The organism is Vibrio sp. Isolate25, from assembly GCF_022398025.1.
GTDB classification, from domain to species: domain Bacteria; phylum Pseudomonadota; class Gammaproteobacteria; order Enterobacterales; family Vibrionaceae; genus Vibrio; species Vibrio coralliilyticus_A.
The window spans coordinates 1-23,982 of sequence record NZ_JAKEUT010000003.1 but is presented as its reverse complement, the minus strand read 5'-3'; the positions used below and the strand labels follow the sequence as shown (position 1 = coordinate 23,982).

The 23,982-nt window shown below is 43.6% G+C and carries 25 protein-coding genes; 10 read left to right on the top strand and 15 right to left on the bottom strand.

Annotated features, from left to right (window positions below; translation table 11 throughout):
- Nucleotides 1-188: 188 nt before the first annotated feature.
- From L1D15_RS09675 to gap, 4 genes are all read right to left on the bottom strand, one after another.
- Nucleotides 189-1,115 carry a ChaN family lipoprotein gene (locus tag L1D15_RS09675; protein WP_239875451.1) on the bottom strand — a complete coding sequence of 309 codons (927 nt, stop codon included), beginning with the start codon at nucleotides 1,113-1,115 and terminating at the stop codon, nucleotides 189-191.
- 71 nt (nucleotides 1,116-1,186) lie between these two features.
- Nucleotides 1,187-2,017 (bottom strand): 23S rRNA (guanine(745)-N(1))-methyltransferase, encoded by an 831-nt coding sequence (gene rlmA / locus L1D15_RS09670; RefSeq protein ID WP_239875450.1) that lies wholly within the window; start codon nucleotides 2,015-2,017, stop codon nucleotides 1,187-1,189.
- 116 nt (nucleotides 2,018-2,133) lie between these two features.
- Nucleotides 2,134-3,018: a D-hexose-6-phosphate mutarotase gene (locus L1D15_RS09665; protein ID WP_239875449.1), complete on the bottom strand. Its 885-nt coding sequence runs from the start codon at nucleotides 3,016-3,018 to the stop codon at nucleotides 2,134-2,136.
- A gap of 156 nt (nucleotides 3,019-3,174) precedes the next feature.
- On the bottom strand, nucleotides 3,175-4,170 hold the full coding sequence (gene gap, locus L1D15_RS09660; RefSeq protein ID WP_239875448.1) for a type I glyceraldehyde-3-phosphate dehydrogenase: 996 nt from the start codon (nucleotides 4,168-4,170) through the stop codon (nucleotides 3,175-3,177).
- A gap of 336 nt (nucleotides 4,171-4,506) precedes the next feature.
- On the opposite strand from gap, the gene msrB reads away from it, so the two are divergent.
- Nucleotides 4,507-4,911, top strand: coding sequence for a peptide-methionine (R)-S-oxide reductase MsrB (msrB, locus tag L1D15_RS09655; protein WP_239875447.1), 405 nt, complete (start codon nucleotides 4,507-4,509; stop codon nucleotides 4,909-4,911).
- 54 nt (nucleotides 4,912-4,965) lie between these two features.
- Here the strand turns inward: msrB and L1D15_RS09650 are convergent, their stop codons facing one another.
- Nucleotides 4,966-5,787, bottom strand: a complete 822-nt coding sequence (locus L1D15_RS09650; RefSeq protein WP_239865689.1) for a DUF2989 domain-containing protein — start codon at nucleotides 5,785-5,787, stop codon at nucleotides 4,966-4,968.
- A 107-nt stretch (nucleotides 5,788-5,894) separates the two neighbouring features.
- Here L1D15_RS09650 and L1D15_RS09645 point away from each other — a divergent pair, with 107 nt between their 5' ends.
- Nucleotides 5,895-6,182 carry a DUF1315 family protein gene (locus L1D15_RS09645; protein ID WP_239838228.1) on the top strand — a complete coding sequence of 96 codons (288 nt, stop codon included), beginning with the start codon at nucleotides 5,895-5,897 and terminating at the stop codon, nucleotides 6,180-6,182.
- Nucleotides 6,183-6,244: 62 nt separating this feature from the next.
- Here L1D15_RS09645 and L1D15_RS09640 read toward each other — a convergent pair whose 3' ends face one another.
- The 4 genes from L1D15_RS09640 to L1D15_RS09625 all read right to left on the bottom strand — a co-directional run bounded on the left by L1D15_RS09640 (nucleotide 6,245) and on the right by L1D15_RS09625 (nucleotide 9,337).
- Nucleotides 6,245-6,739, bottom strand: a complete 495-nt coding sequence (locus L1D15_RS09640) for a YchJ family protein (RefSeq protein WP_239865691.1) — start codon at nucleotides 6,737-6,739, stop codon at nucleotides 6,245-6,247.
- 18 nt (nucleotides 6,740-6,757) lie between these two features.
- Complete coding sequence (locus L1D15_RS09635; protein ID WP_239875446.1) at nucleotides 6,758-7,975, bottom strand: EAL and HDOD domain-containing protein; 1,218 nt, start codon at nucleotides 7,973-7,975, stop codon at nucleotides 6,758-6,760.
- 64 nt (nucleotides 7,976-8,039) lie between these two features.
- Complete coding sequence (lpxH, locus tag L1D15_RS09630) at nucleotides 8,040-8,786, bottom strand: UDP-2,3-diacylglucosamine diphosphatase (protein ID WP_239875445.1); 747 nt, start codon at nucleotides 8,784-8,786, stop codon at nucleotides 8,040-8,042.
- Nucleotides 8,787-8,842: 56 nt separating this feature from the next.
- Nucleotides 8,843-9,337: a peptidylprolyl isomerase gene (locus L1D15_RS09625; protein ID WP_006962924.1), complete on the bottom strand. Its 495-nt coding sequence runs from the start codon at nucleotides 9,335-9,337 to the stop codon at nucleotides 8,843-8,845.
- A gap of 203 nt (nucleotides 9,338-9,540) precedes the next feature.
- On the opposite strand from L1D15_RS09625, the gene cysS reads away from it, so the two are divergent.
- Together cysS and L1D15_RS09615 are read left to right on the top strand one after the other, a co-directional pair.
- Complete coding sequence (gene cysS, locus L1D15_RS09620; RefSeq protein WP_239838232.1) at nucleotides 9,541-10,923, top strand: cysteine--tRNA ligase; 1,383 nt, start codon at nucleotides 9,541-9,543, stop codon at nucleotides 10,921-10,923.
- A 68-nt stretch (nucleotides 10,924-10,991) separates the two neighbouring features.
- A complete protein-coding gene (locus L1D15_RS09615; RefSeq protein ID WP_239838233.1) occupies nucleotides 10,992-11,570 on the top strand; it encodes a thymidine kinase in 579 nt (192 codons plus the stop codon).
- A gap of 84 nt (nucleotides 11,571-11,654) precedes the next feature.
- Here the strand turns inward: L1D15_RS09615 and infA are convergent, their stop codons facing one another.
- From infA to aat, 3 genes are all read right to left on the bottom strand, one after another.
- The gene (gene infA / locus L1D15_RS09610) at nucleotides 11,655-11,873 is read right to left on the bottom strand and encodes a translation initiation factor IF-1 (protein ID WP_001040192.1); all 219 of its coding nucleotides are present in this window, start codon (nucleotides 11,871-11,873) and stop codon (nucleotides 11,655-11,657) included.
- A gap of 80 nt (nucleotides 11,874-11,953) precedes the next feature.
- Complete coding sequence (locus L1D15_RS09605) at nucleotides 11,954-12,652, bottom strand: arginyltransferase (RefSeq protein ID WP_239875444.1); 699 nt, start codon at nucleotides 12,650-12,652, stop codon at nucleotides 11,954-11,956.
- Nucleotides 12,649-13,371, bottom strand: coding sequence for a leucyl/phenylalanyl-tRNA--protein transferase (gene aat, locus L1D15_RS09600; RefSeq protein ID WP_239875443.1), 723 nt, complete (start codon nucleotides 13,369-13,371; stop codon nucleotides 12,649-12,651). Before aat ends, L1D15_RS09605 begins: the two co-directional genes overlap by 4 nt.
- A 17-nt stretch (nucleotides 13,372-13,388) precedes the next feature.
- Between aat and L1D15_RS09595 the strand changes: the two genes are divergently transcribed.
- On the top strand, nucleotides 13,389-13,844 hold the full coding sequence (locus L1D15_RS09595) for a glycine zipper 2TM domain-containing protein (RefSeq protein ID WP_239838277.1): 456 nt from the start codon (nucleotides 13,389-13,391) through the stop codon (nucleotides 13,842-13,844).
- A 159-nt stretch (nucleotides 13,845-14,003) separates the two neighbouring features.
- Nucleotides 14,004-15,284 carry a 3-phosphoshikimate 1-carboxyvinyltransferase gene (aroA, locus tag L1D15_RS09590; protein ID WP_239875442.1) on the top strand — a complete coding sequence of 427 codons (1,281 nt, stop codon included), beginning with the start codon at nucleotides 14,004-14,006 and terminating at the stop codon, nucleotides 15,282-15,284.
- Between the two features lie 39 nt (nucleotides 15,285-15,323).
- Here the strand turns inward: aroA and L1D15_RS09585 are convergent, their stop codons facing one another.
- Complete coding sequence (locus L1D15_RS09585) at nucleotides 15,324-15,572, bottom strand: YciN family protein (RefSeq protein ID WP_239875441.1); 249 nt, start codon at nucleotides 15,570-15,572, stop codon at nucleotides 15,324-15,326.
- Between the two features lie 355 nt (nucleotides 15,573-15,927).
- Here L1D15_RS09585 and topA point away from each other — a divergent pair, with 355 nt between their 5' ends.
- The 4 genes from topA to L1D15_RS09565 all read left to right on the top strand — a co-directional run bounded on the left by topA (nucleotide 15,928) and on the right by L1D15_RS09565 (nucleotide 22,697).
- A complete protein-coding gene (gene topA, locus L1D15_RS09580; protein ID WP_239875440.1) occupies nucleotides 15,928-18,555 on the top strand; it encodes a type I DNA topoisomerase in 2,628 nt (875 codons plus the stop codon).
- Nucleotides 18,556-19,063: 508 nt separating this feature from the next.
- Complete coding sequence (glgC, locus tag L1D15_RS09575) at nucleotides 19,064-20,281, top strand: glucose-1-phosphate adenylyltransferase (RefSeq protein WP_239865705.1); 1,218 nt, start codon at nucleotides 19,064-19,066, stop codon at nucleotides 20,279-20,281.
- Nucleotides 20,271-21,728, top strand: a complete 1,458-nt coding sequence (glgA, locus tag L1D15_RS09570; protein ID WP_239875439.1) for a glycogen synthase GlgA — start codon at nucleotides 20,271-20,273, stop codon at nucleotides 21,726-21,728. Before glgC ends, glgA begins: the two co-directional genes overlap by 11 nt.
- A gap of 165 nt (nucleotides 21,729-21,893) precedes the next feature.
- Entirely contained in the window at nucleotides 21,894-22,697 is an 804-nt protein-coding gene (locus tag L1D15_RS09565; RefSeq protein ID WP_239865707.1) for an alpha/beta hydrolase, read from the top strand.
- Here the strand turns inward: L1D15_RS09565 and L1D15_RS09560 are convergent.
- Both L1D15_RS09560 and L1D15_RS09555 read right to left on the bottom strand, forming a co-directional pair.
- Entirely contained in the window at nucleotides 22,694-23,005 is a 312-nt protein-coding gene (locus L1D15_RS09560; RefSeq protein WP_239875438.1) for a DUF2007 domain-containing protein, read from the bottom strand. The genes L1D15_RS09565 and L1D15_RS09560 overlap by 4 nt on opposite strands.
- Nucleotides 23,002-23,697: a TVP38/TMEM64 family protein gene (locus L1D15_RS09555; protein ID WP_239838243.1), complete on the bottom strand. Its 696-nt coding sequence runs from the start codon at nucleotides 23,695-23,697 to the stop codon at nucleotides 23,002-23,004. The genes L1D15_RS09560 and L1D15_RS09555 overlap by 4 nt, the downstream gene beginning before the upstream one ends.
- Nucleotides 23,698-23,982 lie beyond the last annotated feature (285 nt).

The window sequence follows — 23,982 nt, the reverse complement described above, 5'->3', positions numbered from 1 at the left end:
CATCATCCTCATGGAATATATCGACCAATGAGTAAAAAACTTGTGCAAAATATGCCGATTTTGTATGAAATACATTCAAGCACAAAGTGTGCCTAATTTATTGGTTACCTACAAAAGCTGGTTATTAAGTGAAATTACATGATGTTAGCTCAATGCTTCTTGTGAAAGTGAGCAAAATAGAGGCCAATTCAGAGGCAAGATAAATCCTCATTCCGTTTTGCTAGGCTATGGTACGCTTTCATACGATTTTCCCTTTGAACATATCGTACTGGTGGGTTGAGCACTTGCAGTTGGTAATCCTCGCTGTCAGAAACAATTTCTCCAGTTGGAGTGATCACTATTACCTTGAGCTCAGGGCGTCTTAAAAGGATGGAAGCTTTTGTTCCCAGGCCTTGTTCTATATGAAACTTTCCGGCGATATGAAGGACTTGAGTGGCAGGGTTCTTATCTAGGTAGCGAGTGATACTTTCTGCCATGGTTTCATCCCATGTGATTTGAGCCGCAAATTGTTTTTCCGTTTGTTCTGGCTTACCGTGGTGCATAGAAGCCATGAATTTATCTTTGTATGGGCTTGAGCCAGTGTTGACTTGTCTAGCAACGTTAGAGCGTTGTTCTGGGGGGAGCTCGTCGAGGTAGTGAATACCGTGGCGCCCTATACAGCGTACAATGGGTTTCGGCGCATTAGCGGCAATGACATCGATTTGATTTGCTTTTGCCAGTTCAATTAAAGGGCGATAGTCGCTTTCATAATTTGGCCAAGTGTTGGTCTCTTTAATCAGAGTCTGTTCACCAATTTCGCCTGCGAGGTATTGATCAACAACATCTTGGTGATCACGCGAAAACTGCTCCATGGAGAGAGCAATATTCTGATCTTGCGATATCAGCATTTTTAACAGTTCTGTTTGAAAGCGGTGGATACCGGAGTGGGTATGCCACTCACCGATTAAGATGACATCGGCGTGCTTAACTTTATTGGGTAATTGCGTGAGAGAAATCGGCTTAGCATCAGGCGTAAAAAGCTGATAGTCGTAGAAACTGGATACCTCGTATTGAGGCGATGTTGAACAAGCTGATAATACCAAGCAAGTCAAAGGGATAGTGAGATGCTTATGCATGAAGTGCCTCCAAAATATGATGTGTGCATACTAATGGAGGCAGAGGGATAACTCAATCTAAATGAGAACTATTATCCTAAATGGAGTTGCTTGCGATAGATACGAATCATGAAGTCTGCCTCGCATTCGAATAAGGTAGACGATTTTAGTGAATCGCGCAGTTCCTGACTCGCTTTCCAAGCAAAAGGTGTCATTTGAAGTAAGTCGTACGCATCCCCCTCTTTGAGTGACATCATGTAATTGAGTTGGATTTCTTCTTCAAGACTGAAACCTTCTATGGTTTCTACTAGTTGATTGTGTAATCGGACATCAGTATAGATGCGTTCACGAAGTTGATAGAGGTGTCGGCCCGCTGGAGTTACCGTGATAACGATACCATTTTCATTAACCACTCTAGCTAATTCTTCAGCTTTACATGGCGCGTAAATACGCAGTACGGCATCTAAGCTCTTGTCAGCAAAAGGCAGACGAGTACTCGATGCCACACTGAATGAGCAGTTGGTGTAACGCTTGGAAGCATAACGGATAGCTACCTTGGAGATGTCTAAACCATAAGTGACTGCACTTGGGTGTTGTGCAGAGAGTTGTACGGCCACTTCCGCTGTGTAATAGCCCTCACCACACCCAATATCAAGTAATTGATGCTGGGTGTCAGTGAGATACTTGGCACAAATCTGTGCGACATTTTCTTTTAATGGACGATAGTAATCTTTTTCTAAAAAGCGACGTCTTGCTTGCATCATCTCTTTGTTATCACCAGGATCTTTAGAACGCTTGTGTTGAACGGGCATGAGATTGATGTAGCCTTCTTTTGCTAAATCATAAGCATGGTTGTTATCACATCGATATGTGCGATCAGTCAGCGATAAGCTCTGATGACATAAAGGGCAGGTATAGGACATAAAGCTCTCTTGGTGATAAGAAGAGCGCGAATTTTAACAGGAAGCAGGTTTTGAGACTAGCGTGAGAGCTGCGGCTTAAGGCTAAAAAGGCAGGATGACCTGCCTAAAGAAAAGAGTTATTGCGCAGAAATTACGGTGATGAGTTGATGTGACTCGCCGGGGTGGAGAGTTTTTCCGAGATCAACACTTGGTGCATACAGAGTTGATTCAACACACATCATGGTTTGGTAGCCATTGTCAGGCATGTCAGCCATGCTTTGTGCGCCTTCTGCCCAAGGGTTCCACAACACTGCTGAATTATGACCTCGGTTTTCCACGCTTAGTGTCCGCTCCAATACAGGGTCTTGCACCAAAATTTGCGCTTCTGGCTGAGTGTAAACACGGTCAATCGTATCGGTGAGCTGAAGAATTTTACCACCTTGGCAGACTTCGCCTGCTTTCAGGCTGTCGATGTATTCAGGACCCATACCTGTTGTTTGCGTTTGCTTGATGTCGCCGACGTTTAGGTAAGTGTGCAGCGCGCCAGAGAAGGTCCACTCTTTGTCATCGATGTTCATGACTTGCAATGTCACTTTCAACTCATCACTGATTTCAACGATAAGACGAGCATCGAACATGTGCGGCCAAATATCGTGAATCTCTTCAGTCGGGAACAATGCCAATTCAACGATCACACCCTTGTCATTTTCACGGTGCTCTACCAGCTCCCATTCTGCTGTGCGGGCAAAGCCATGAGCTGGAGCGGCAATACGACCAAACCAAGGCCAACAAACAGGAATACCACCGCGGAGTGCCGTTTTACCATCAAAGATAGCCTGCTCGCTCATCCAGATCAGATCGTGTTGATCTGCTGGGGTAAACGATACGACATGACCCCCATGGAGTGCGATGCCTGCCGTTGCTTTTTCATGAATGACGCGGACAATTTTCACCTGATCAACTTCGACGATGGTGACATTATCAGAGAGCACGGCTAGAGCTGGGAGAGTTTTTAAATCCATGTATTGTTTCCTATCGCTGGGAGAGAGCTTTTTCGATACGCTAGCACATAAAATGAGCGTCGAGCTTTCTTCCTCTCGAATATCAGATACTAAAAAGGCGACTCTAGAGTCGCCTTTTTCAACTTCTTCAACGAAATTCTTCGCTAAAAGCTTACATTACTTAGAAATGTGAGCGATTAGGTCTAGAACTTTGTTTGAGTAGCCGATTTCGTTGTCGTACCAAGATACAACTTTCACGAAGTTGTCAGTTAGTGCGATACCAGCTTTAGCATCGAATACTGAAGTCTGAACTTCGCCGATGAAGTCTTGAGAAACAACTTGATCTTCAGTGTAACCTAGAACACCTTTTAGCTCGCCTTCAGAAGCTTCTTTCATTGCTGCACAGATAGCTTCGTAAGATGCGCTTTCTTTAAGGTTAACAGTTAGGTCAACTACAGAAACGTTCGCAGTTGGTACGCGGAAAGCCATACCAGTCAGTTTGCCGTTTAGTTCTGGAAGCACAACGCCTACAGCTTTAGCTGCACCAGTTGAAGATGGGATGATGTTCTGAGAAGCACCACGGCCACCGCGCCAGTCTTTAGCAGAAGGACCATCTACAGTTTTTTGAGTTGCTGTAGTAGCGTGAACTGTAGTCATAAGACCAGATTCGATACCGAACTTGTCGTTAAGAACTTTAGCGATAGGCGCTAGACAGTTAGTTGTACAAGAAGCGTTAGAAACGATGTCTTGACCAGCGTAAGTGCTGTCGTTAACACCCATTACGAACATTGGAGTTGCGTCTTTTGAAGGACCAGTCAGAACAACTTTCTTAGCACCAGCAGTGATGTGCTGACGTGCAGTTTCGTCAGTTAGGAAGATACCAGTTGCTTCAGCAACAACGTCAACACCGATTTCGTCCCACTTAAGGTCAGTTGGGTTACGCTCAGCAGTAACACGTACAGTCTTACCGTTAACGATTAGGTTACCACCTTCAACTTCAACAGTACCGTTGAAACGGCCGTGAGTTGAGTCATACTTAAGCATGTATGCCATGTACTCTACATCGATAAGGTCGTTGATACCTACAACTTCGATGTCGCTACGCTCTTGTGCTGCACGGAATACGAAACGACCGATACGGCCAAAACCGTTAATACCTACTTTGATAGTCATTATAGTTGCTCCACAACTTAATTTCTGATTAAAGATAACTGGTAGTAAAATTACAGAATCCAGTCAAAATCTGCAACAGATAATCGGACTTAACTTGTTTAAAGTCAAAAAAAAGCGTCGCTTTTTTTCACAATCAGCCGTATTTGACTATCTTTTGAACGGATTACAGGTTTTTTGTCTAACCAGTTGACGTAAAATAGATCAGATGCTTTCAATCTTGATGAAAGTTTAACCGTCCTTTTATGGTTTCAAAGTATGTGCTACAAACATTAAAGTACGCAAGTTTTTACAAAGAAAAAGTCACAGTAATAGTGATAAAAGTGGAGAAAAAGAAAAGTGGAACAGGATATTAAAAAAGTTGTAAAACCAGATGAATACTGGCGTGAGCAGCTTTCTGATGAAGAATATAGAGTCTGCCGACTTCAGGGTACTGAAGCCCCGTTTAGTGGCAAATTACTCCATAACAAGGAGACGGGGGTTTACGCCTGTACTTGTTGTCAATCGCCACTGTTTCAATCTGAAAATAAATATGATTCTGGGTGTGGTTGGCCCAGTTTTGATGCTCCTATTAATGATCAAGCCATTCGATATTTAAAAGATCTAAGTCACGGAATGGTGAGGACTGAGATTCGATGTGCAGTATGTGATAGCCACCTTGGTCACGTTTTCCCTGATGGACCCAAGACAACAGGCGAAAGGTTTTGTGTAAATTCAGTGTCGTTAATTTTCAACAATTCATGAAAAAGCGGTGACGAAATCACCGCTTACTGTTTTATCCTTTCAGATTGTTGCCAATCAGTTGAAGCTAGGAACCATATTCCTTTGAAAACTACCGCTCTCTAAAGCATTTTCAATAGTGTCGGCAATACCATCAAGCTGTTCATATTTTTCTTGGCTGAACCCGTAAAGGATCTGCATTTCTTGCTCTGAACCGATAATAGGGACATCGAATCGCTTGGCAACCATTGCCCAAACGTATGCCTGCTCTTTGCGATCAAGCTGATAGGTGATGCTGGCAAGTGTTTTGAAAATCTCAGTATTGAGGTTTTTACCTCCGCTCAACTCGAGTGATTTATTGAGTAAGTCGACTGTTTTCTCCAGATCTCGACTGGTATAGAAAGTCGCGAGTGCATACTGCATTTCTGCCGTTTCTAAGGCTGGAGTGCCTTCTAATTGTAGAAAGCTTCGCTGAGCTTGGTCATCTCCGGTTTGGCTCCAAAGAAAATAGAGCGATTCAGGGGAGTTAGATTGACGGATCCGTTCGATTAACTTTTCTAAATCTTCACCTGAATTCATTAAAGCATTAAACCGCCTTTCTTTAAGTCCAGCTTGCTCAATGGGCTGGATTTGAGAAGCGAGTTCAAGGCATTTTTTGTATCCAGCAAGGAAACGGTACTCCTCAATAATGTTGCTATCGGTGGGCTGTTTTAAAACTTCATAGCGGTGCCAAATCAAATCAGTTCGAGGTACTCGACATTGACCATCATTCATATTAAGTCGTTCGCATTGTAAACTCGGGTTATCAGCGCACAGCTTGTCAGTATTCTGACGATTTTCGAAGCACCCTATTAATGCTATGGGCATGCTAAAGATGAGTAGTGCTTTTATATGCTTCATATTTTGATTTGCTTGTGATCCGTTACACTTATTCTTTGGTGCAATCTTGACTCAGAATGCCAGCCAGTTATGTTCTTTCCATCTCAGTTACAACTTAAGGATAGACCATGGACGCAGAGCAGTTAATTAATGCCATTACACCAGAGGCATATGAGCGTCTATTATATGCTGTAGAAACGGGGAAGTGGCCTGAGGGTACATCACTTTCGCAGGAGCAGCGAGATTCATGTATGCAAGCTGTGATGTTGTATCAATCTAAACATAATTCGGAAGCTCAGCATATGACAGTGGCTCAAGGTGGAGAGATCAGTTTTAAATCTAAAGCAGAACTGAAAAAGCAATTCAAGCAAGATCAAAACGATATAATGAGAGTCAACCCGAATAAAGACTCTTAATCGCTGATGAAATGTAAAGAGCAGGGACACACTAGCCCTGCTTTTCATTATTCAATACTATTTTATCCGCAGCATTTTTTAAACTTTTTACCACTGCCACAAATGCATGGATCATTGCGTCCTACTTTGAGATTTTTGACTGATTGAGTCAGCCTTGAATCGACCTCAGGTTTGGGAAATGTCCCATCAATATAGTACCAAAGCCCATTTTCTCTCACAAAGCGCGAACGTTCTTCCAAGCAGTGTTGCACACCTTCCTCGTTGAAATAGGCTCTGAATGACACAAAGCCTTCGTCTTTATTAGAGCCTGGTTCACAACTTGTGACTTCCAGTTTATACCAATCGCTTTCTACCGACTGTTCAATGCCCTCACGTTGCTCACTGGCTTGGCAAGTCGGATGGTATGTATTGATGACATAATCGACGAGACGCTTTACATGGGCGCTATAACGGGAACGCATTAATTGTTCTGGGGTGGTTGCTTTCGCGTGATCAAGATGAATAGGCTCACAGCATTCGCTGTATGCCTTGTTATTACCACAAGGGCAGTACTGCATGACGGCTCCGATGAAGTGTTATTTGGTTGAAACTGAGAGCAGATCGGCTGTCCACTTTAGTGATTCTTCATAGCAATCGCTTAGGTCTTGTGGCTTGAGTCCTAAAGACTCACAAAGATGCGATACCTCTTCCCAATCTGCCAGCTCGTACGCTTCTGTTAACATAAGAATTTTGCCTAGTATGCCTGCATTTTGTGTCAACGCTAGTTTTACTGACCTATCGATGGGGATTTCGTTCACAATTTGTTCTAAGGGCTTATCGAGTAGGCTATCAAGTAAGGAAAAGATTCCAGTGAGGAAGGCTTGGCCAGACTCAGGCTGGGTGGCCAGTTTTGAGCCCAGTAGTTCACAGTATCGCGCTCTTTGTATCGATAAGCTGTAAAGGTAGTCAGGCTTATTGTCTTGAGTGGAAGCCAGAGAAACTAATGAAATAAACTTCCGTAGCTTCTCTTCGCCTAAATAAACCAGTGCTTGTTTAAAAGATTGAATTTGCGTCTGAACAATGGATGAAGAATTAACAAAAGACAGCAGTTTAAAGGAAAGGCTAACGTCTTTACTAATCAGGGACTCTATCTTTGTGTAGTCCAGATCATCTTTGGCAATCTCTTGCATGAGCTGAATGACGGTAATGAAAGAGGCTTCTAGTGCTTTACGTGACAACACTTCGGGTTTACTAAAAAAATAGCCTTGAAAGTATTCAAAACCCGCTTTTTTGGCCTGTTCAAACTCTTCATAGGTTTCTACTTTTTCGGCCAAGAACAAAATATTAGAGCCTGCTAACTTCATTATAAATAAGCGGGCTTTCTCTATGGGCACTAATCTGATATCAAACTTGATGATAGAAACATAGGGTAAGAACGCTTTCCACTCTTTACTCGGGATAAAATCGTCCAGTGCGATTTTGTACCCCATTTTTGCCATCTCTCTGATTGCATCCAATAACTCTTGTGTGGGGGGGCAGTCTTCAAGCACTTCAACAACCATATTGTCCTTGGGAAACATGGTTGGGACTTTGTTAACGAGGCTTTGGTAGGGAAAATTAATGAATCCCAATTTGTCCCCGAGTGTTTCGTAATGCGTACTAAGAAAGTGGTCAGACAATAAACGACTGGTTGCGAGCTCAGGATCGATTTCAGGGAAGGTGTTTTTAGGACCGTCCCTGAATAGAAGTTCGTACCCTACAGTTTGTTTATCTCTGTTTAGTATGGGTTGTCTGGCTATGTAAGAGTTTTTCAAAACCTAATTCCAACGTCTTATTAGTCATAAAATCGGCCAAATTCCAACCAATAAGCAAGAGAGATTAGTTGGCTTGTTTTATTGAAGCCTTAAATGGCCTCGCTTCCAACTTGAAGCTATTTTTAGCATAGACCAGAACTGAGCCTTGAGTGTACCAATCCCCTAAAACAACACGAGTTTTTTCAGTATTTTGAACTGTGAACACATGAATATTAGGGCGATGGGTGTGACCATGAATCATCAAGTCTACCTGATGTTTTGCCATAACCGCTTCAACTTCTGACGGGGTGACGTCCATGATGTCGAGGGATTTTGTCTGCTTGTCAGAACGTATGTCAGATTGAACTTTAGCGACAATCTTCTTTTTGATGAACATTGGAATACGGTTAAATATCCATTGTAGCCATGGTTGATGCACTTTCTCTCGGTACTGTAGGTATTTGACATCCTCAGTACATAGCGTGTCTCCGTGCAACACGACGGTTTTTCTACCATACAAATCAATCACGGTTTCATCGCCTAACAAGGTCACGCCAGTTTGTTTAGCGAAGCGCTTTCCGACTAAAAAATCACGATTACCTTGGGTGAAATAACATGGAGTACCTGAAGAGGTAAGATGCCTAAACTCGTTACGAATTTGGTTAGCAAAATCAGAGCTATCATCATCGCCAATCCAGAACTCAAATAAGTCACCGAGTACGTACAGCGCATCTGCATGAATGGCTTCTTCACGCATAAAACGGATAAAGCAATCAGTAATGTCTGGTGTGGTTGGGGAGAGGTGGAGGTCTGCGATAAATAGTGTGGTCATATTTTCTGAGCCTGAAGATAGAAGGAGGGAGAGCAATATGCTCTCCCTAACAATCATTATTCTTCGATTGTGGTGCCAGTGATCACAACGTCTTCAAGAGGTACGTCTTGGTGCATGCCTTGAGAGCCAGTGCTAACGCCTTTAATCTGGTTAACGATATCCATGCCTTCAACCACTTCAGCGAACACACAGTAACCCCAACCGTCTAGGCTTTCGCTACGGAAATCTAAGAAAGTGTTGTTGTTCACGTTGATGAAGAACTGTGAACTTGCTGAATGAGGTTCCATAGTACGCGCCATTGCCAGCGTACCTACTTTGTTGCTTAAGCCGTTGTTTGCTTCGTTTTTGATGGGAGCACGAGTTGCTTTTTCACGCAGACCAGATTCCATGCCGCCACCTTGGATCATGAAACCGTCGATAACACGGTGGAATAATGTGTTGTCGTAGAAACCATCACGGCAGTACTGCAGGAAGTTCGCGCAGGTTTCTGGTGCTTTTTCTTCGTTTAGTTCAACTTTGATGTCACCAAAATTAGTGTGAAGGGTGATCATGATGATGTCCTTTATTTATGACTTTGACTTAAAGTCTGAATTCTATATGAACTTTTACCACTTTTATACGTGAAAAGTGTCTATCTAGGAGGGATTAATAAGTTTGTTGACGTCTTTTTAAACATTTCAGGGATGACCTAATGGCTTGCATATTGGTATACTGAACCACTACTTTGTTTCACCTAAATAATCAGATAGAGATCATGTTAAAGATATATAACACACTCACAAGACAGAAAGAGGAATTCAAACCAATCAATGCTGGCAAAGTCGGCATGTATGTCTGTGGAGTCACCATCTATGATCTCTGTCATATCGGTCATGGTCGTACATTCGTTTCTTTCGACGTAGTGTCTCGTTACTTGCGTTACCTAGGTTATGATCTTACCTTTGTCCGCAATATTACGGATATTGATGATAAAATCATCAAGCGCGCGAACGAGAATGGTGAAAGCTGTGATTCTTTAACAGAGCGCCTTATCGGTGAAATGCACGCTGATTTTGATGCTCTGAATATGAAGCGCCCGGATGTTGAGCCACGTGCGACGGAGTTTATTGCTGAAATTATCGAGCTGGTTGAAAAGCTGATCGAGCGCGGTTTTGCATACGTTGCTGACAACGGTGACGTCATGTTTGAAGTTGGTCAGTTTGATGAATACGGTAAGTTGTCAAAGCAAGATTTAGATCAGCTTCAGGCTGGAGCACGCGTCGATGTAGAAAGCGCGAAACGCAGTCCGTTAGACTTCGTGTTATGGAAAATGTCTAAGCCTGGCGAGCCTACGTGGGAATCTCCATGGGGCGCGGGTCGTCCAGGTTGGCATATTGAGTGTTCAGCAATGAACTCATCTATTTTAGGCAATCATTTCGATATTCATGGTGGTGGCTCGGATCTTCAATTCCCGCATCACGAGAATGAAATCGCTCAATCATGCTGTGCGCACGACACTCAGTATGTGAATACTTGGATGCACAGTGGCATGGTGATGGTCGATAAAGAGAAAATGTCGAAGTCACTGGGTAACTTCTTTACCATTCGTGATGTGCTTGGTCATTATGATGCAGAAACAGTTCGCTATTTCCTAATGTCAGGACATTACCGCAGCCAGTTGAACTACAGTGAAGAAAACCTGAATCAGGCTCGTGCATCTCTTGAACGTCTCTACACCTCGCTACGAGGCTTAGACCTAACAGTACCAGCTGCTGGTGGTGAAGAGTACGTTAAGCGCTTTACCGAGGCCATGAACGATGATTTCAACACACCAGAAGCATATTCTGTGTTGTTTGATATGGCTCGTGAGATCAATCGCATTAAGAATGATAACTTAGAGCAGGCGAGTGCAATGGGCTCATTAATGCGTGAATTGGCGGATGTGATTGGTATCCTTCATCAAGAGCCTGAAGCTTTCTTAAAAGGTGATGCAGGTAATGATGACGAAGTGGCTGAGATTGAAGCGCTTATCAAACTGCGTAACGATTCGCGTGCTTCTAAAGACTGGGCAAATGCCGATATGGCACGAGATAAGCTAAATGAGATGGGTATTGTTCTTGAAGATGGCCCAGAAGGAACCACTTGGCGTCGTAAATAACTGATCTTTTCGAGGGCTGTTAATTCAGCCCTTTTCTTTTTTATAACTTTTTATACGGGTAGCAACTAGTGGCTCAGATGTATTTCTATTACTCAGCAATGAATGCGGGTAAATCCACCACTCTTCTTCAATCCTCTTTTAACTACCAAGAACGTGGCATGACACCTGTGATTTTTACAGCCGCTTTGGACGACAGATACGGTGTGGGCAAAGTAAGTTCTCGTATTGGTCTTCAGTCAGATGCACACCTATTTCGTGCGGACTCTGATTTGTACCAAGAAATCGCCGCACTAAATGAAGTCGAAAAGCGTCACTGTATCTTGGTTGATGAGTGTCAGTTCTTGACCAAAGAGCAGGTCTATCAGTTAACTGAAGTGGTGGATAAGCTTCATATCCCGGTCTTGTGCTACGGCTTACGCACAGACTTCTTAGGTGAGTTGTTTGAAGGCAGCAAATACCTTCTGTCTTGGGCTGATAAACTGGTTGAACTGAAAACCATCTGCCATTGTGGACGAAAAGCAAACATGGTCATCCGTACAGATGAGCATGGTAATGCCATTGCTGAGGGCGATCAGGTTGCGATTGGAGGGAATGACCGCTATGTCTCAGTATGCCGCCAACACTACAAAGAAGCGCTTGGAAAATAAAGTGAACAGACAACAAAAAACGGAGCGCTAGGCTCCGTTTTTTGTTGTATTCGACTAATTCGGATTGCGCAAAGCAATCAGAGATTAACGAGCACGGAAGACGATGCGACCTTTGGATAGATCGTATGGAGTCATCTCTACAGTTACTTTGTCACCAGTAAGAATACGGATGTAGTTCTTACGCATTTTACCAGAGATGTGAGCAGTAACTACGTGACCGTTTTCAAGCTCAACACGGAACATTGTGTTTGGAAGAGTATCAAGGACAGTGCCTTGCATCTCAATTACGTCTTCTTTAGCCATTTAATCCTCTTTTAAAAATGGATAATTTCTACCAGCTTAGCGTGCCGATAAAAATGAAATAAGTAAAGTTGGGGCGTATTCTACCCTTGCCAACGCTGATTTACTAGCCTTTGATGACGCTGAAAGCGGACTTTGTAATTCATTGCCGGGCATTCGTCAATCTGATAACCCAAATAGAGCCACTGTTTTCCTTGTTGGCGGCAGTATTCAAGCTGAAACATCACACCCAGAGTCCCGAGAGATAATTCGTAATCTGGGTCGAAAAAGGTGTAAAACGCGCTGGCGGAGTTGGAAAGAATGTCTGTGACGGCGATAGCAATCAAACGATCTTGGTCGTAAACATGTAGATACTGAGTGTTAAGCCAGTGACATTGAGAAAATTTGGCAAACTCATTCTGTTTAGGAGGGTACATGGTTCCGTTACGATGGCGAACATTAATATAGTGAGAATACAGTTCAAACCAGCCAGGAATCATTTCATCTCGCAGTTCCCAAGTTAAATGCTGTGCTTTATTACGCAAGCGCTTTTGACTTTTGGAGAGCTCAATATCTGGGATCGAGACTCTGAGTGCCTGACAAGATTGGCAATGATCACAATGTGGCTTATAGATGGTATCTCCACTGCGTCGAAACCCGTTCGCCAGTAACACTTCATAGCTTGAAGCGGTGTGCATGGCTGGATCTAGAGCGACAGCCACTCTCTCTTGCTTATCTTTGAGATAGCTACAAGGGTGACTGTCGGTCAAGCCAATGCGGATTTGTTGCAGATCGGAACTCATTGATTCTCCTCTGATGCCAGCTTAAGCCACTGAGATTTAAAACTGTGGTCAAGCAGCTTTTCCTGTCTTAAGGATAGCAGGCTTTGCATAAACACTTCTCTCTCCAGAACTTGCGCTCCTAGAGACTTTAAATGAGGGTTCATGACCTGACAGTCGATCAGTTTGCCGTTCATTGAGGTGAAATATTCGCAGAAATACCATAACGCGATTTTGGATGCATTGGTTTCTCGGCTGAACATAGACTCTCCACAGAATACTTGGCCAATCGAAAGCCCATACAGACCTCCAATTAACTCATCATGGTTCCACACCTCGACAGAATGGCAGTGGCCAAGAGAAGCCATTTGCTTATACGCGGAACGCATTTCCTCATTCAACCAAGTTTCATGTTCTGAGCGCATTGATGCACAGTGATCAATGACGGACTCTGTTGCTAGGTTGATACTGATCCGATATTGATGCTTTCTTTGAAACTTTTTAAGACTTTTAGCCGGTTTAAATGTCTTAGGATCAAATACAGCTCTCGGAGATGGGCTCCACCATAAAAGAGGCTCACCTGGCCCATACCACGGGAAAATCCCATTCTGGTAAGCGAGCAAGAGACGATCTGGAGAAAGGTCGCCACCGAATGCAAGCAAACCATTTGGATCATTCAGGGCTTCGCATGGAGGTGGAAACCAAAGTTTGTCTTCGTCGAGTTCAGTTAAATAAATCGCCATGACGCAGGAGAACTATGATGAAAAAATGGCTTTGGATCTTATTCATTTTTCCGCTCGTTGCCAATGCAGCATATGAGAGAAATCAGGCCAGACCTGTGAATCAAGTCGTGTTTGGTGAAGTTGATTCCGTTCGTTATCTCACTCAGCAAGATATTGTCAAAGCTGAATTATCTGGCTGGGAAACGCTGCTTGGCGCTGTCGTGGGCGGTGTTATCGGCAACCAGTTTGGCGGAGGAACTGGGAAGGAAGTCGCCACAGCAGTAGGCGCTGTGGCGGGGGCGGGCATTGCGCACAATCGAGCGAATCAAGAATATAAAATCGAGTACAGGTTGGTCGAACTGCTGATTAAAACAGAACAAGACAAGCTGATTGACGTTATTCAGGATGTCGACAACACCATGTTGTTTGAACGCGGTGACAAAGTACGGATACTGTATTTCGATAACGGTGTAAGGGTCGATAAAGAGTATTGATTCGCCCTATGTATTGCTATTGCATAAGCCGAATAAAAGATCGCGACTAATTGTGATTTTGGTCTAGTTTTAGGTGTCGATTTTAGATAGGCTGCAACTACGAAGAATTGTTCATCGCTTGCTTAGGAAGGCAAAGCGATCAAGGAATAACGAAATTTAATGGAAAGCCTTACGTTACAACCTATCAATAAAGTCAATGGTGAGGTCAACTTACCAGGTTCAAAGAGTGTTTCAAACCGTGCGCTACTGCTTGCAGCTTTAGCGAAAGGGACGACTCGTCTTACTAACCTACTCGATAGTGATGATATTCGTCATATGCTGAATGCATTGACAAAGCTTGGTGTGAATTACACATTGTCACAAGACAAAACGGTGTGTGAGGTTGAAGGTCTAGGTAAAGCGTTTGATGCGCCAGAAGCCTTAGAGCTCTTTTTAGGTAATGCGGGAACGGCAATGCGACCTCTCGCTGCTACTTTATGTCTGGGTAGCGGAGAGTATGTGCTGACGGGCGAGCCTCGAATGAAAGAGCGCCCGATAGGTCACCTAGTTGATGCACTTCGTCAAGCTGGTGCTGATGTTGAGTACTTAGAAAATGAAAACTTTCCTCCACTGAAAATTAAAGGAACGGGCCTGAAGGGCGGTACGGTTGAAATTGATGGTTCGATCTCAAGTCAATTCCTGACAGCATTTTTGATGTCTGCGCCGCTGGCACAAGACGATGTAACCATTAGAATCGTTGGTGAGTTGGTGTCGAAGCCATACATCGATATTACTCTGCACATCATGTCGCAGTTCGGTGTTGAAGTAGAGAACAATGACTACCAGGAATTTGTCATCCGTAAAGGCCAGTCTTACGTTGCTCCGGGTGATTTTCTAGTCGAAGGTGACGCATCCTCTGCGTCCTATTTCCTCGCTGCTGCTGCGATTAAAGGTGGGGAAATTAAAGTAACGGGCATTGGTAAAAAGAGCATTCAAGGCGACATTCAATTTGCTGACGCATTGGAGAAGATGGGCACCGAAATTGAGTGGGGAGATGATTATGTGATCGCCCGTGTTGGTGAGCTTAATGCGGTTGATATGGACTTTAATCATATCCCTGACGCTGCAATGACCATTGCGACCACGGCCCTTTTTGCAAAAGGTACGACAGCGATTCGCAATGTCTATAACTGGCGTGTCAAAGAAACCGATCGCTTGTCTGCAATGGCAACGGAGTTGCGCAAAGTGGGGGCTGAAGTGGAAGAAGGTGAAGACTATATTGTTGTAACACCGCCAGAAAACCTGATCCATGCAGCTATAGATACCTATGATGACCACCGAATGGCGATGTGTTTTTCTTTGGTAGCATTGAGTGATACCCCTGTGACCATCAATGACCCGAAATGTACGTCAAAGACCTTCCCGGATTACTTTGACAAGCTGGCTTCTTTAAGTTGCTAGAAATAAAAGCCCTGACGTTGATTATCAGGGCTTTTATCTTCAGTCTTTTAAGGAAAACTCTGTCGAAAGGTGGTGCGCTAAGTACTTGAACATGTTGAACACTGCGGTGGTGTTTGCTGTCGGTAACCCCTCACTATCCAAGAAGTAATTCCCCTTAAACACTAAGACATCGTCCTTTTCTTCGACACTGTCTGCACGCATACCTTCAACATAATCTTCGTGTTCCTGAATGAGGTGGTTAGCAATCAACAGCAGTTCGAATTTGGAAATAGCTTTCTTGTCGGTCATGTTTTATTACTCGTTTATCAACGCATCTCTATAATAGAGACAATTGTAAAAGGGTTGAAGCTCAAAGCCATTGCGACAGATCAATCCAGTGAACCTGACGGGATAACTTAGGTTTTGTGACCGGAGGCATAAATTCTTTCGTTGCAGTAGCAGAAGCAATGGAGCCGCGTTTAGTATGTGGCACTTTCGAAGCACCGAGACAATTGCCATTCGTCGATTTGTCGACCAGTCAATGTTGAATTTTAAAAAAGATATTGATCTTCTTGGTTTCTCGCTCAATAGTAAAAAAAGAAGCAATATTTTAAGTATGTCGTGCGTTAAATCGCGAAATCATATTAAGGACACTTGAGTCAATATGGGTAAGTCACTCGTTATTGTGGAGTCGCCTGCTAAGGCTAAAACCATCAATAAGTATTTAGGTAAGGACTTTATTGTTAAGTCCAGTGTGGGTCATGTACGCGATCTACCTACCGCCGGTCAGAGTACCGGCCAAAAATCAGCGGCTGTCTCAACGAAAGGTTTGAGTGTTGAAGAAAAAGCTCGAATCAAAAAAGAAAAAGACCGCAAAGCACTGATCAAAAAAATGGGTATTGACCCATTTAATGGTTGGGAAGCGAATTATCAGGTTTTGCCTGGTAAAGAAAAAGTGGTTGCGGAGCTACAGAAGCTCGCGAAAGACGCAGATAGCGTCTACCTCGCAACCGATTTGGATCGCGAGGGAGAAGCTATCGCTTGGCACCTTCGTGAGATCATCGGTGGCGATGAAGAGCGATACAAACGAGTTGTCTTTAACGAAATTACTAAGAACGCGATTCAACAAGCTTTCCAGAAACCGGGTGAGCTCAGTATGGATGGCGTTAACGCCCAACAGGCACGCCGCTTTATGGATCGTGTTGTGGGCTTTATGGTTTCACCACTGTTGTGGAAAAAGGTCGCGCGTGGCCTGTCTGCTGGCCGTGTTCAATCGGTTGCGGTAAAACTATTGGTTGAGCGCGAACGCGAAATCAAAGCGTTTGTTCCAGAAGAGTTTTGGGATATTCACGCGGATACCAAAACTGCTAATAAAACGGATTTCCGTCTTCAGGTTGCCCAGAAAGATGGTGTGGCGTTTAAGCCATCTAATGAAGCTGAAGCGCAGTCAGCGATTGCTGTTCTGGAAAAAGCAGCATACGAAGTTTGTAAACGTGAAGACCGCCCAACGTCGAGCAAGCCTTCTGCTCCGTTCATTACGTCAACGCTTCAGCAAGCCGCCAGTACTCGTTTAGGTTATGGTGTTAAGAAAACCATGATGTTAGCTCAGCGTCTGTATGAAGCGGGTTATATCACGTATATGCGTACCGACTCGACGAACTTGAGTGCAGAAGCAGTAGAAGCGGTTCGTGGGTTCATTGGTGATGAGTATGGTGACGCTTACCTTCCGGCTAAACCGAATGTGTATGGTAGCAAAGAAGGTGCTCAGGAAGCTCACGAAGCGATTCGACCTTCAGATGTGGCAGTGAAAGCTGATGATCTGAAAGGCATGGAAGCGGATGCGCATAAACTGTATTCACTTATCTGGAATCAGTTTGTCGCGTGTCAGATGACACCGGCGAAGTATGATTCTACGACAGTGAGCGTCAAAGCTGCTGAGTACACGCTTAAGGCCAAAGGCCGCATTCTTAAATTTGACGGCTGGACGCGCGTGCAGCGTCCATTGGGTAAGAATGAAGACCAGATCCTGCCTGCCGTTCAGGTTGGTGACAAGGTTGATTTGATTCAATTAGATCCTAAACAGCACTTTACCAAGCCACCTGCGCGTTTCACAGAAGCAGCTTTGGTTAAAGAACTTGAGAAGCGAGGCATTGGCCGTCCGTCAACGTATGCATCCATCATCTCGACCATTCAGGATCGTGGTTACGTTAAAGTTGAACAACGTCGCTTCTATGCTGAAAAAATGGGTGAAATCGTAACGGATCGCTTAGACGATAGCTTCCATGAGTTGATGAACTACGAGTTTACATCTCGCATGGAAGAGAAGCTTGACCAAATCGCGGAAGGTGAAGCGAACTGGAAGAAAGTGTTAGATAATTTCTTTGGTGACTTTACTAGTGATCTTGAAAAAGCAGAGCAGGACGAAGAGCAAGGGGGCATGAAGCCGAACCATATCGTTTACACTGATATCAAGTGTCCGACGTGTTCGCGTGAAATGGGGATTCGTACGGCCTCAACGGGCGTATTCCTTGGTTGTTCAGGTTATGCTCTTCCGCCAAAAGAACGTTGTAAGACCACCATCAATTTAGGTGATGAAGAAGGCATTATCAATGTTTTAGAAGAAGACGTTGAAACAGCAGCACTTCGTGCGAAAAAGCGTTGTCCGATCTGTGAAACTGCTATGGACGCTTACTTGATTGATGATAAGCGTAAACTACACGTGTGTGGTAACAACCCTAACTGTGATGGTTATGTAGTTGAACATGGCGAATACAAGGTGAAAGGGTACGATGGTCCAGTTGTCGAATGTGACAAGTGTGGCAGTGACATGGTTCTAAAGAACGGTCGCTTTGGTAAATACATGGACTGTACCAGCGAGACATGTAAGAACACGCGCAAGATCTTGAAAAATGGTGAGGTTGCACCGCCTAAAGAAGATCCAGTTCATCTTCCTGAGCTACCGTGTGAAAACTCAGATGCATACTTTGTATTACGTGATGGTGCTTCAGGTTTGTTCTTGGCAGCAAGCACTTTCCCTAAGTCACGTGAAACTCGTGCTCCTCTTGTGGAAGAGTTAGTTAGATTTAAAGATCGTATTTCTTCGAAATTCCACTATTTGACAACGGCTCCAGAAAAGGATCCTGATGGGCTTCCAATGGTAGTACGTTTCAGTAGAAAATCGAAAGAGAACTATGTTCGTTCAGAGATAGATGGAAAACCATCGGGCTATACTGCGCTGTACATTGATGGTAAATGGGAAATTACTGATAAACGTAAGAAAAGCGCAAAGTAGAGTAGTTTGTTTAAATTGAATGGGAAAAGCAGCCTAGCAGTAGGCTGCTTTTTTATTATCTGTAGGTTAGGTCGGAATGGGATTTATTGTTTGTTATAAGCCATGTCTTGAGTTCATTAAACTGCCATCTGTTTTTCATATAATTGTGACAACAAAACGCGAATTGCGATCTAAGTCATCACTTTGTAGGCGTTGTGTTAATGGTCTGTTTTATCTGACTATGATTGTGTGACTTACTTCAGAGCCATACAAAGCAAACTTTATCGCGTTCAAGGTATAGCATCTTTTAAATTGTAAATTTAACGAAATACGGTAATTTATAGTAAACCCTGTGCACAGTGAAACTATCAATTTCAGATGAAACATAAAATGGATTTATGTGCGATTGACAGGCTAAAAATTCCATTTCGTATGTCTGCATGAGTTCAGGCTCGCAACGAGGAAGACAAAGATAAGTCCCCGATATACAAGCTTATCTGCAATTAAAAATTATTATGGAGAATAAATAATGGCTGGTGTTTTAGGAATGATCCTTGCTGGTGGAGAAGGCTCTCGCCTTCGTCCGTTAACAGAGTCCCGCAGTAAGCCTTCGGTTCCTTTTGGTGGTAGTTATCGTCTTATTGATTTTGCTCTCAACAATTTCGTCAATGCTGACTTAATGCGCATCTATGTACTGACTCAGTTCAAATCTCAATCCTTGTTCCATCACCTTAAGAAAGGATGGAATATAAGCGGCATTACTGATCGGTTCATTGACCCTATCCCGGCACAAATGAGAACGGGTAAACGTTGGTATGAAGGTACTGCGGACGCCATTTACCAGAACCTTCGTTTTATGGAATTAGCTGAGCCGGATCAAGTCTGTATTTTCGGTTCTGATCATATTTATAAAATGGACATCAAGCAGATGCTAGATTTCCATAAAGAAAAGCAAGCATCTCTGACGGTTTCGGCACTGCGTATGCCGCTATCTGAAGCTTCTCAATTTGGTGTTATTGAAGTCGATAAAGAAGGGCGGATGGTTGGGTTCGAAGAAAAGCCGACACAGCCTAAGCCAATTCCTGGTGATCCTCAACATGCATTGGTTTCTATGGGCAACTATGTTTTTGAAGCTCAGCCTCTGTTTTCTGAACTGATTGAAGACGCGGACAATCCTGAATCATCCCATGATTTTGGTAAAGATATCATTCCCAAAATGTTCCCGCGCGGTGACGTGTTTGTTTATGACTTTAGCACCAACCGTATTACAGGTGAAAAAGAAGAAGTTTACTGGCGTGATGTAGGGACAATCGATGCTTACTGGGAAGCGCACATGGATTTGCTTGAAAAAGACGCCCCCTTCTCTCTATATAACCGTAAGTGGCCATTGCATACCTTCTACCCAGCACTTCCACCAGCAACGTTTACCGACTCTGATAACGGTCGTGTGCAGATCATTGACAGTTTAGTGTGTAATGGCAGTTATATTCGCGGGTCTCGAATTGAAAAGTCTGTATTAGGATTCCGCAGTAATATTGCATCTGCGTGTGATATTAGCGAAAGTATCCTCTTGGGCGACGTGAAAGTCGGTGAAGGCTGTATGTTACGTCGCGTTATCGTCGATAAAGATGTGGACATCGCACCTGGTACACAAATTGGTGTCAATTTAACGGAAGACAAAAAGCACTTTCACGTGTCTGACGATGGAATTGTTGTCATTCCTAAAGGAGCACGAGTTGGCTACTAAGAATTTATCTATTCTGTTTGTAGCATCGGAAGTTGAAGGGCTGATAAAAAGTGGTGGTTTGGCGGATGTAGCCAAAGCACTGCCTGAGGCTCTTTTCAAACTGAATCAAGATGTACGAGTAACATTACCGGCTTATCAAAACATTCCTCATATTGACTCAGCCCCGATTGTGTTGGAGACGAAGCTGGACTATTGGCCTCATACGGAATATAAAGTTCGCGAATTGGGCCTTGTTGGGTTGAAGGTATACGCCATTGATTGCCCGAAATATTTTCAGCGCCCAGAAATGTACGCAGAAAATAATCAGGCATATAGCGATAATGGTGAACGTTTTGCTTTTTTCAGTGCCGCCTGCTTGGACATGTTGGCCAAGCTAGGTTTTCAACCCAATATTATTCATGCTAACGACTGGCATACGGGTTTCGTACCTTATTTGCTAAAACACCGATACGTCCAAGTTGAGTTTTTCGCAGAAACCAAAAGTATCTTGTCAGTGCACAATGCGGTGTTCAAAGGGGTATTCAGTTATGAAGAGCTGCAATTTCTTCCTGAGATGCATACCCGATATGCACCTGACGCTGCCGTAAGTCCAACGCATGTCACTATGCTCAAAGCCGGAGTCATGAGCGCGGACAAAATCAATGCTGTGAGCCCGACTTATGCTGAAGAGCTAAAGACTGAGCTGGGAAGCCATGGTATGGCAGCGGAGTTTAAGCACAGAGAAGGTGATTTAGTTGGAATATTGAACGGTTGTGATTACTCGGCATGGAACCCTGAAACCGATCCGTATTTGCCTGTTAACTACAAGCCAAATCATCAAAGTATGGTGACAGGGAAGAAGGCCTGTAAAAAGGCATTGCAAGAAAGGCTCGGCTTGGCCGATAGCGATGTTGCAATGTACGGCATGGTTTGTCGGTTGACTAATCAAAAAGGGGTTCACTATCTCCTGCCGATTTTAAGTCAGTTTTTACGCCATGATGCCCAACTTGTCATAGTGGGGACAGGTGATCCTGTCCTTGCATCTAAGCTTAAAGATATCGAAGCTTTACACAGTGAGAAGTTCAAATTCGTAGAAGCGTACGATAATGAATTAGCTCACTTAGTTGAAGCAGGTTCTGACTTCTTCCTTATGCCGTCAGAATTCGAACCTTGTGGCTTAAATCAGATCTACAGTATGGCCTATGGCACATTACCGATAGTGCGTGGTGTGGGAGGGCTGAAGGACAGTGTAAGTGATTATGATGTTGACCCTGATACTGCCACTGGTTTTGTGTTTGACTTACCAGAGCCAAAAGAATTGCTGCTCACTTTACAACGTTCTCTATTGTTATTTGTTCAGAACCCTAACGAATTACAACGTGTTCAGCTGCATGCGATGCAACAAGATTTTTGTTGGAGTAAAGCGGCCGATGAGTATCTGAATTTGTATCTGAGCGCATTCAAATAATACATTTTGCTATGAAAAAGGGCGCCTATTACGGCGCCTTTTTAGTAAAATTTAAGGTTAATTTGTGGTAATGATGAGTGCAAATCGCATAAGCTGACTTAAAATTGCATAAGTTTGTGATACTCTCCTGACACATCCCCTTTGACCTAATGAACTGAAGAATTTATGAGTGACCGTCTTCTTTTCCATAAGACATATTTGCATCCAACTAGCCAAGAGTGGGTGGTGTTTGTGCATGGTGCAGGGGGGAGTTCATCCATTTGGTTCAAGCAGATCAAAGCTTATCGCCAGCATTTCAATCTACTTCTGGTGGATCTGAGAGGACACGGAAAATCAAGCCCATTTCTAAAAGAACTCATATCCAATCGCTATACATTTAAGGCGGTGACAGCAGATATTCTTAAAGTTCTGGATCATCTGAAAATTTCTTCCGCTCACTTTGTGGGCATGTCGCTAGGCACTATTATTGTGAGAAATCTAGCCGAAATGTCGACAGGAAGAGTTAAATCGATGGTTTTAGGAGGCGCTGTAACACGCCTCAACACTCGATCTCAGGTTTTGGTTAGGTTAGGCAACATGTGCAAGCATATTGTGCCCTATATGTGGTTATATCGCTTGTTTGCTTATATTGTTATGCCACAACGAACTCAGAAAGAGTCTCGCCACCTGTTTGTTCGTGAGGCAAAGAAGCTATGCCAGAAAGAGTTCAAACGTTGGTTCATCCTCACGGCAGAGGTGAACCCCTTGATGCGTTACTTTAAGGAGCGTGAATTACCGATCCCAACATTGTACTTAATGGGCGAGAGGGATTACATGTTCATCCGTCCTGTAAAGGAGATGGTGGCTGCGCATCGCAGAAGTACACTGCTGGAGATTCCGGATTGTGGGCATGTTTGTAATGTTGAACGCCCTGAGGAATTTAATCAGTACTCGATTGCGTTTATCAAAAGTCAGAGCGCGCATGCTTAGACTGGGCTTGTTGTCCCACATTGCCAGCATACACCAAACTGAGCTTCATTTGATTCACCACACTTTTCACAATGCCACTCGTTACCGAAGTCGGACTGTTTGAGATGCTGTTCGACCATTGTGTAGGCTTGTTCAGCCATTTGAGTATCTATTAGCCAAACATAAGGTTGTGAGCTTTCACCGAAGGGGATTTCTCCTTGCAAGCCAAAAATGCCTTCTCCCCTTACTTCACAATCGATATGGCTCGATTTAAGAAGCTCACAGATAATATGAGCTTCTGGTGGGGTATTTGCAGTGAATATCTTCAAGAAGAACTCCCATCTTGAGCTTGAGGTACACCTTTAATCTTACCCATCACCCATTTAGTCACAACAGGGAAAAGCCCTAGTAGGGCGAAAGATGCTAATACAGATGGAGAAACAATGCCGGATAAGCTATCAATTTGCGCCAGTTGTGTCCCCGCATTCAGGTAAACGGCAGTACCCGGTAACATGCCCAATTGACTGATTAAATAGAACCTGGCTGTTGAGATCGGTGTTAACCCCATCAGCAGATTGATGAGGAAAAATGGAAATACTGGGATAAGACGCAATGAAAATAAGTAAAATGCACCATCTCGCTCAACACCCTGGTTAATGGCCTTCAATTTGTCACCAAACTTACTTTGTACCCAGTCTCTGAGTAAGAAACGGCTGCTTAAAAATGCCAGGGTCGCACCTATGGTGCTGGCAAAGGAAACGAGCAGTAAGCTGGTCCAAAAGCCGAATAGCGCAGCGCCAAGTAAGGTAACCACGGCAGCTCCTGGAATTGAAAATGCGGTAATAGCGATATAAGCCAGAAAGTATGTAACGGCGGCCAATGTAAAGTTATTATTGATGTATTCGGATAGCGCCGCTTGCTGAGCTTTGGCGTTTTCTAATGTTAGGTATTGTCCGAAATTGATTCCGAGAAAAGCAATTAGGCTAACCAGTAGGATACCTAACACAAGCTTCTTATTCATAACGACTTCCTCTGTTTTGAGCTTGAGGCAAACGCGCTCAATAAAATTGTTAACAAATAAGAACTGTTTAGCAAAGATTAAATTTCATCAGCTATGAAAAAGCCAACCTATTCGGTTGGCTTTTAAACAATTAGCGATGTCCCGTCCTGAGATAAGTTGACACTTCGGAGACTTATCAATGAACTCTTCAAGCAATACAACACCAAAGCGCTCTCAACGAGATTACACAATGGGCTTTAAATTGGCTGTTGTTGCCCAAGTTGAAAAAGGCGAAATGACATACAA

Coding starts and splice junctions, on each gene's coding strand:
- L1D15_RS09675 (WP_239875451.1), bottom strand. CDS start 1,115: ATGCATAAGCATCTCACTATCCCTTTGACTTGCTTGGTATTATCAGCT.
- rlmA (WP_239875450.1), bottom strand. CDS start 2,017: ATGTCCTATACCTGCCCTTTATGTCATCAGAGCTTATCGCTGACTGAT.
- L1D15_RS09665 (WP_239875449.1), bottom strand. CDS start 3,018: ATGGATTTAAAAACTCTCCCAGCTCTAGCCGTGCTCTCTGATAATGTC.
- gap (WP_239875448.1), bottom strand. CDS start 4,170: ATGACTATCAAAGTAGGTATTAACGGTTTTGGCCGTATCGGTCGTTTC.
- L1D15_RS09650 (WP_239865689.1), bottom strand. CDS start 5,787: ATGAAGCATATAAAAGCACTACTCATCTTTAGCATGCCCATAGCATTA.
- L1D15_RS09645 (WP_239838228.1), top strand. CDS start 5,895: ATGGACGCAGAGCAGTTAATTAATGCCATTACACCAGAGGCATATGAG.
- L1D15_RS09640 (WP_239865691.1), bottom strand. CDS start 6,739: ATGCAGTACTGCCCTTGTGGTAATAACAAGGCATACAGCGAATGCTGT.
- lpxH (WP_239875445.1), bottom strand. CDS start 8,786: ATGACCACACTATTTATCGCAGACCTCCACCTCTCCCCAACCACACCA.
- L1D15_RS09625 (WP_006962924.1), bottom strand. CDS start 9,337: ATGATCACCCTTCACACTAATTTTGGTGACATCAAAGTTGAACTAAAC.
- cysS (WP_239838232.1), top strand. CDS start 9,541: ATGTTAAAGATATATAACACACTCACAAGACAGAAAGAGGAATTCAAA.
- infA (WP_001040192.1), bottom strand. CDS start 11,873: ATGGCTAAAGAAGACGTAATTGAGATGCAAGGCACTGTCCTTGATACT.
- L1D15_RS09605 (WP_239875444.1), bottom strand. CDS start 12,652: ATGAGTTCCGATCTGCAACAAATCCGCATTGGCTTGACCGACAGTCAC.
- aat (WP_239875443.1), bottom strand. CDS start 13,371: ATGGCGATTTATTTAACTGAACTCGACGAAGACAAACTTTGGTTTCCA.
- L1D15_RS09595 (WP_239838277.1), top strand. CDS start 13,389: ATGAAAAAATGGCTTTGGATCTTATTCATTTTTCCGCTCGTTGCCAAT.
- aroA (WP_239875442.1), top strand. CDS start 14,004: ATGGAAAGCCTTACGTTACAACCTATCAATAAAGTCAATGGTGAGGTC.
- L1D15_RS09585 (WP_239875441.1), bottom strand. CDS start 15,572: ATGACCGACAAGAAAGCTATTTCCAAATTCGAACTGCTGTTGATTGCT.
- topA (WP_239875440.1), top strand. CDS start 15,928: ATGGGTAAGTCACTCGTTATTGTGGAGTCGCCTGCTAAGGCTAAAACC.
- glgC (WP_239865705.1), top strand. CDS start 19,064: ATGGCTGGTGTTTTAGGAATGATCCTTGCTGGTGGAGAAGGCTCTCGC.
- L1D15_RS09565 (WP_239865707.1), top strand. CDS start 21,894: ATGAGTGACCGTCTTCTTTTCCATAAGACATATTTGCATCCAACTAGC.
- L1D15_RS09555 (WP_239838243.1), bottom strand. CDS start 23,697: ATGAATAAGAAGCTTGTGTTAGGTATCCTACTGGTTAGCCTAATTGCT.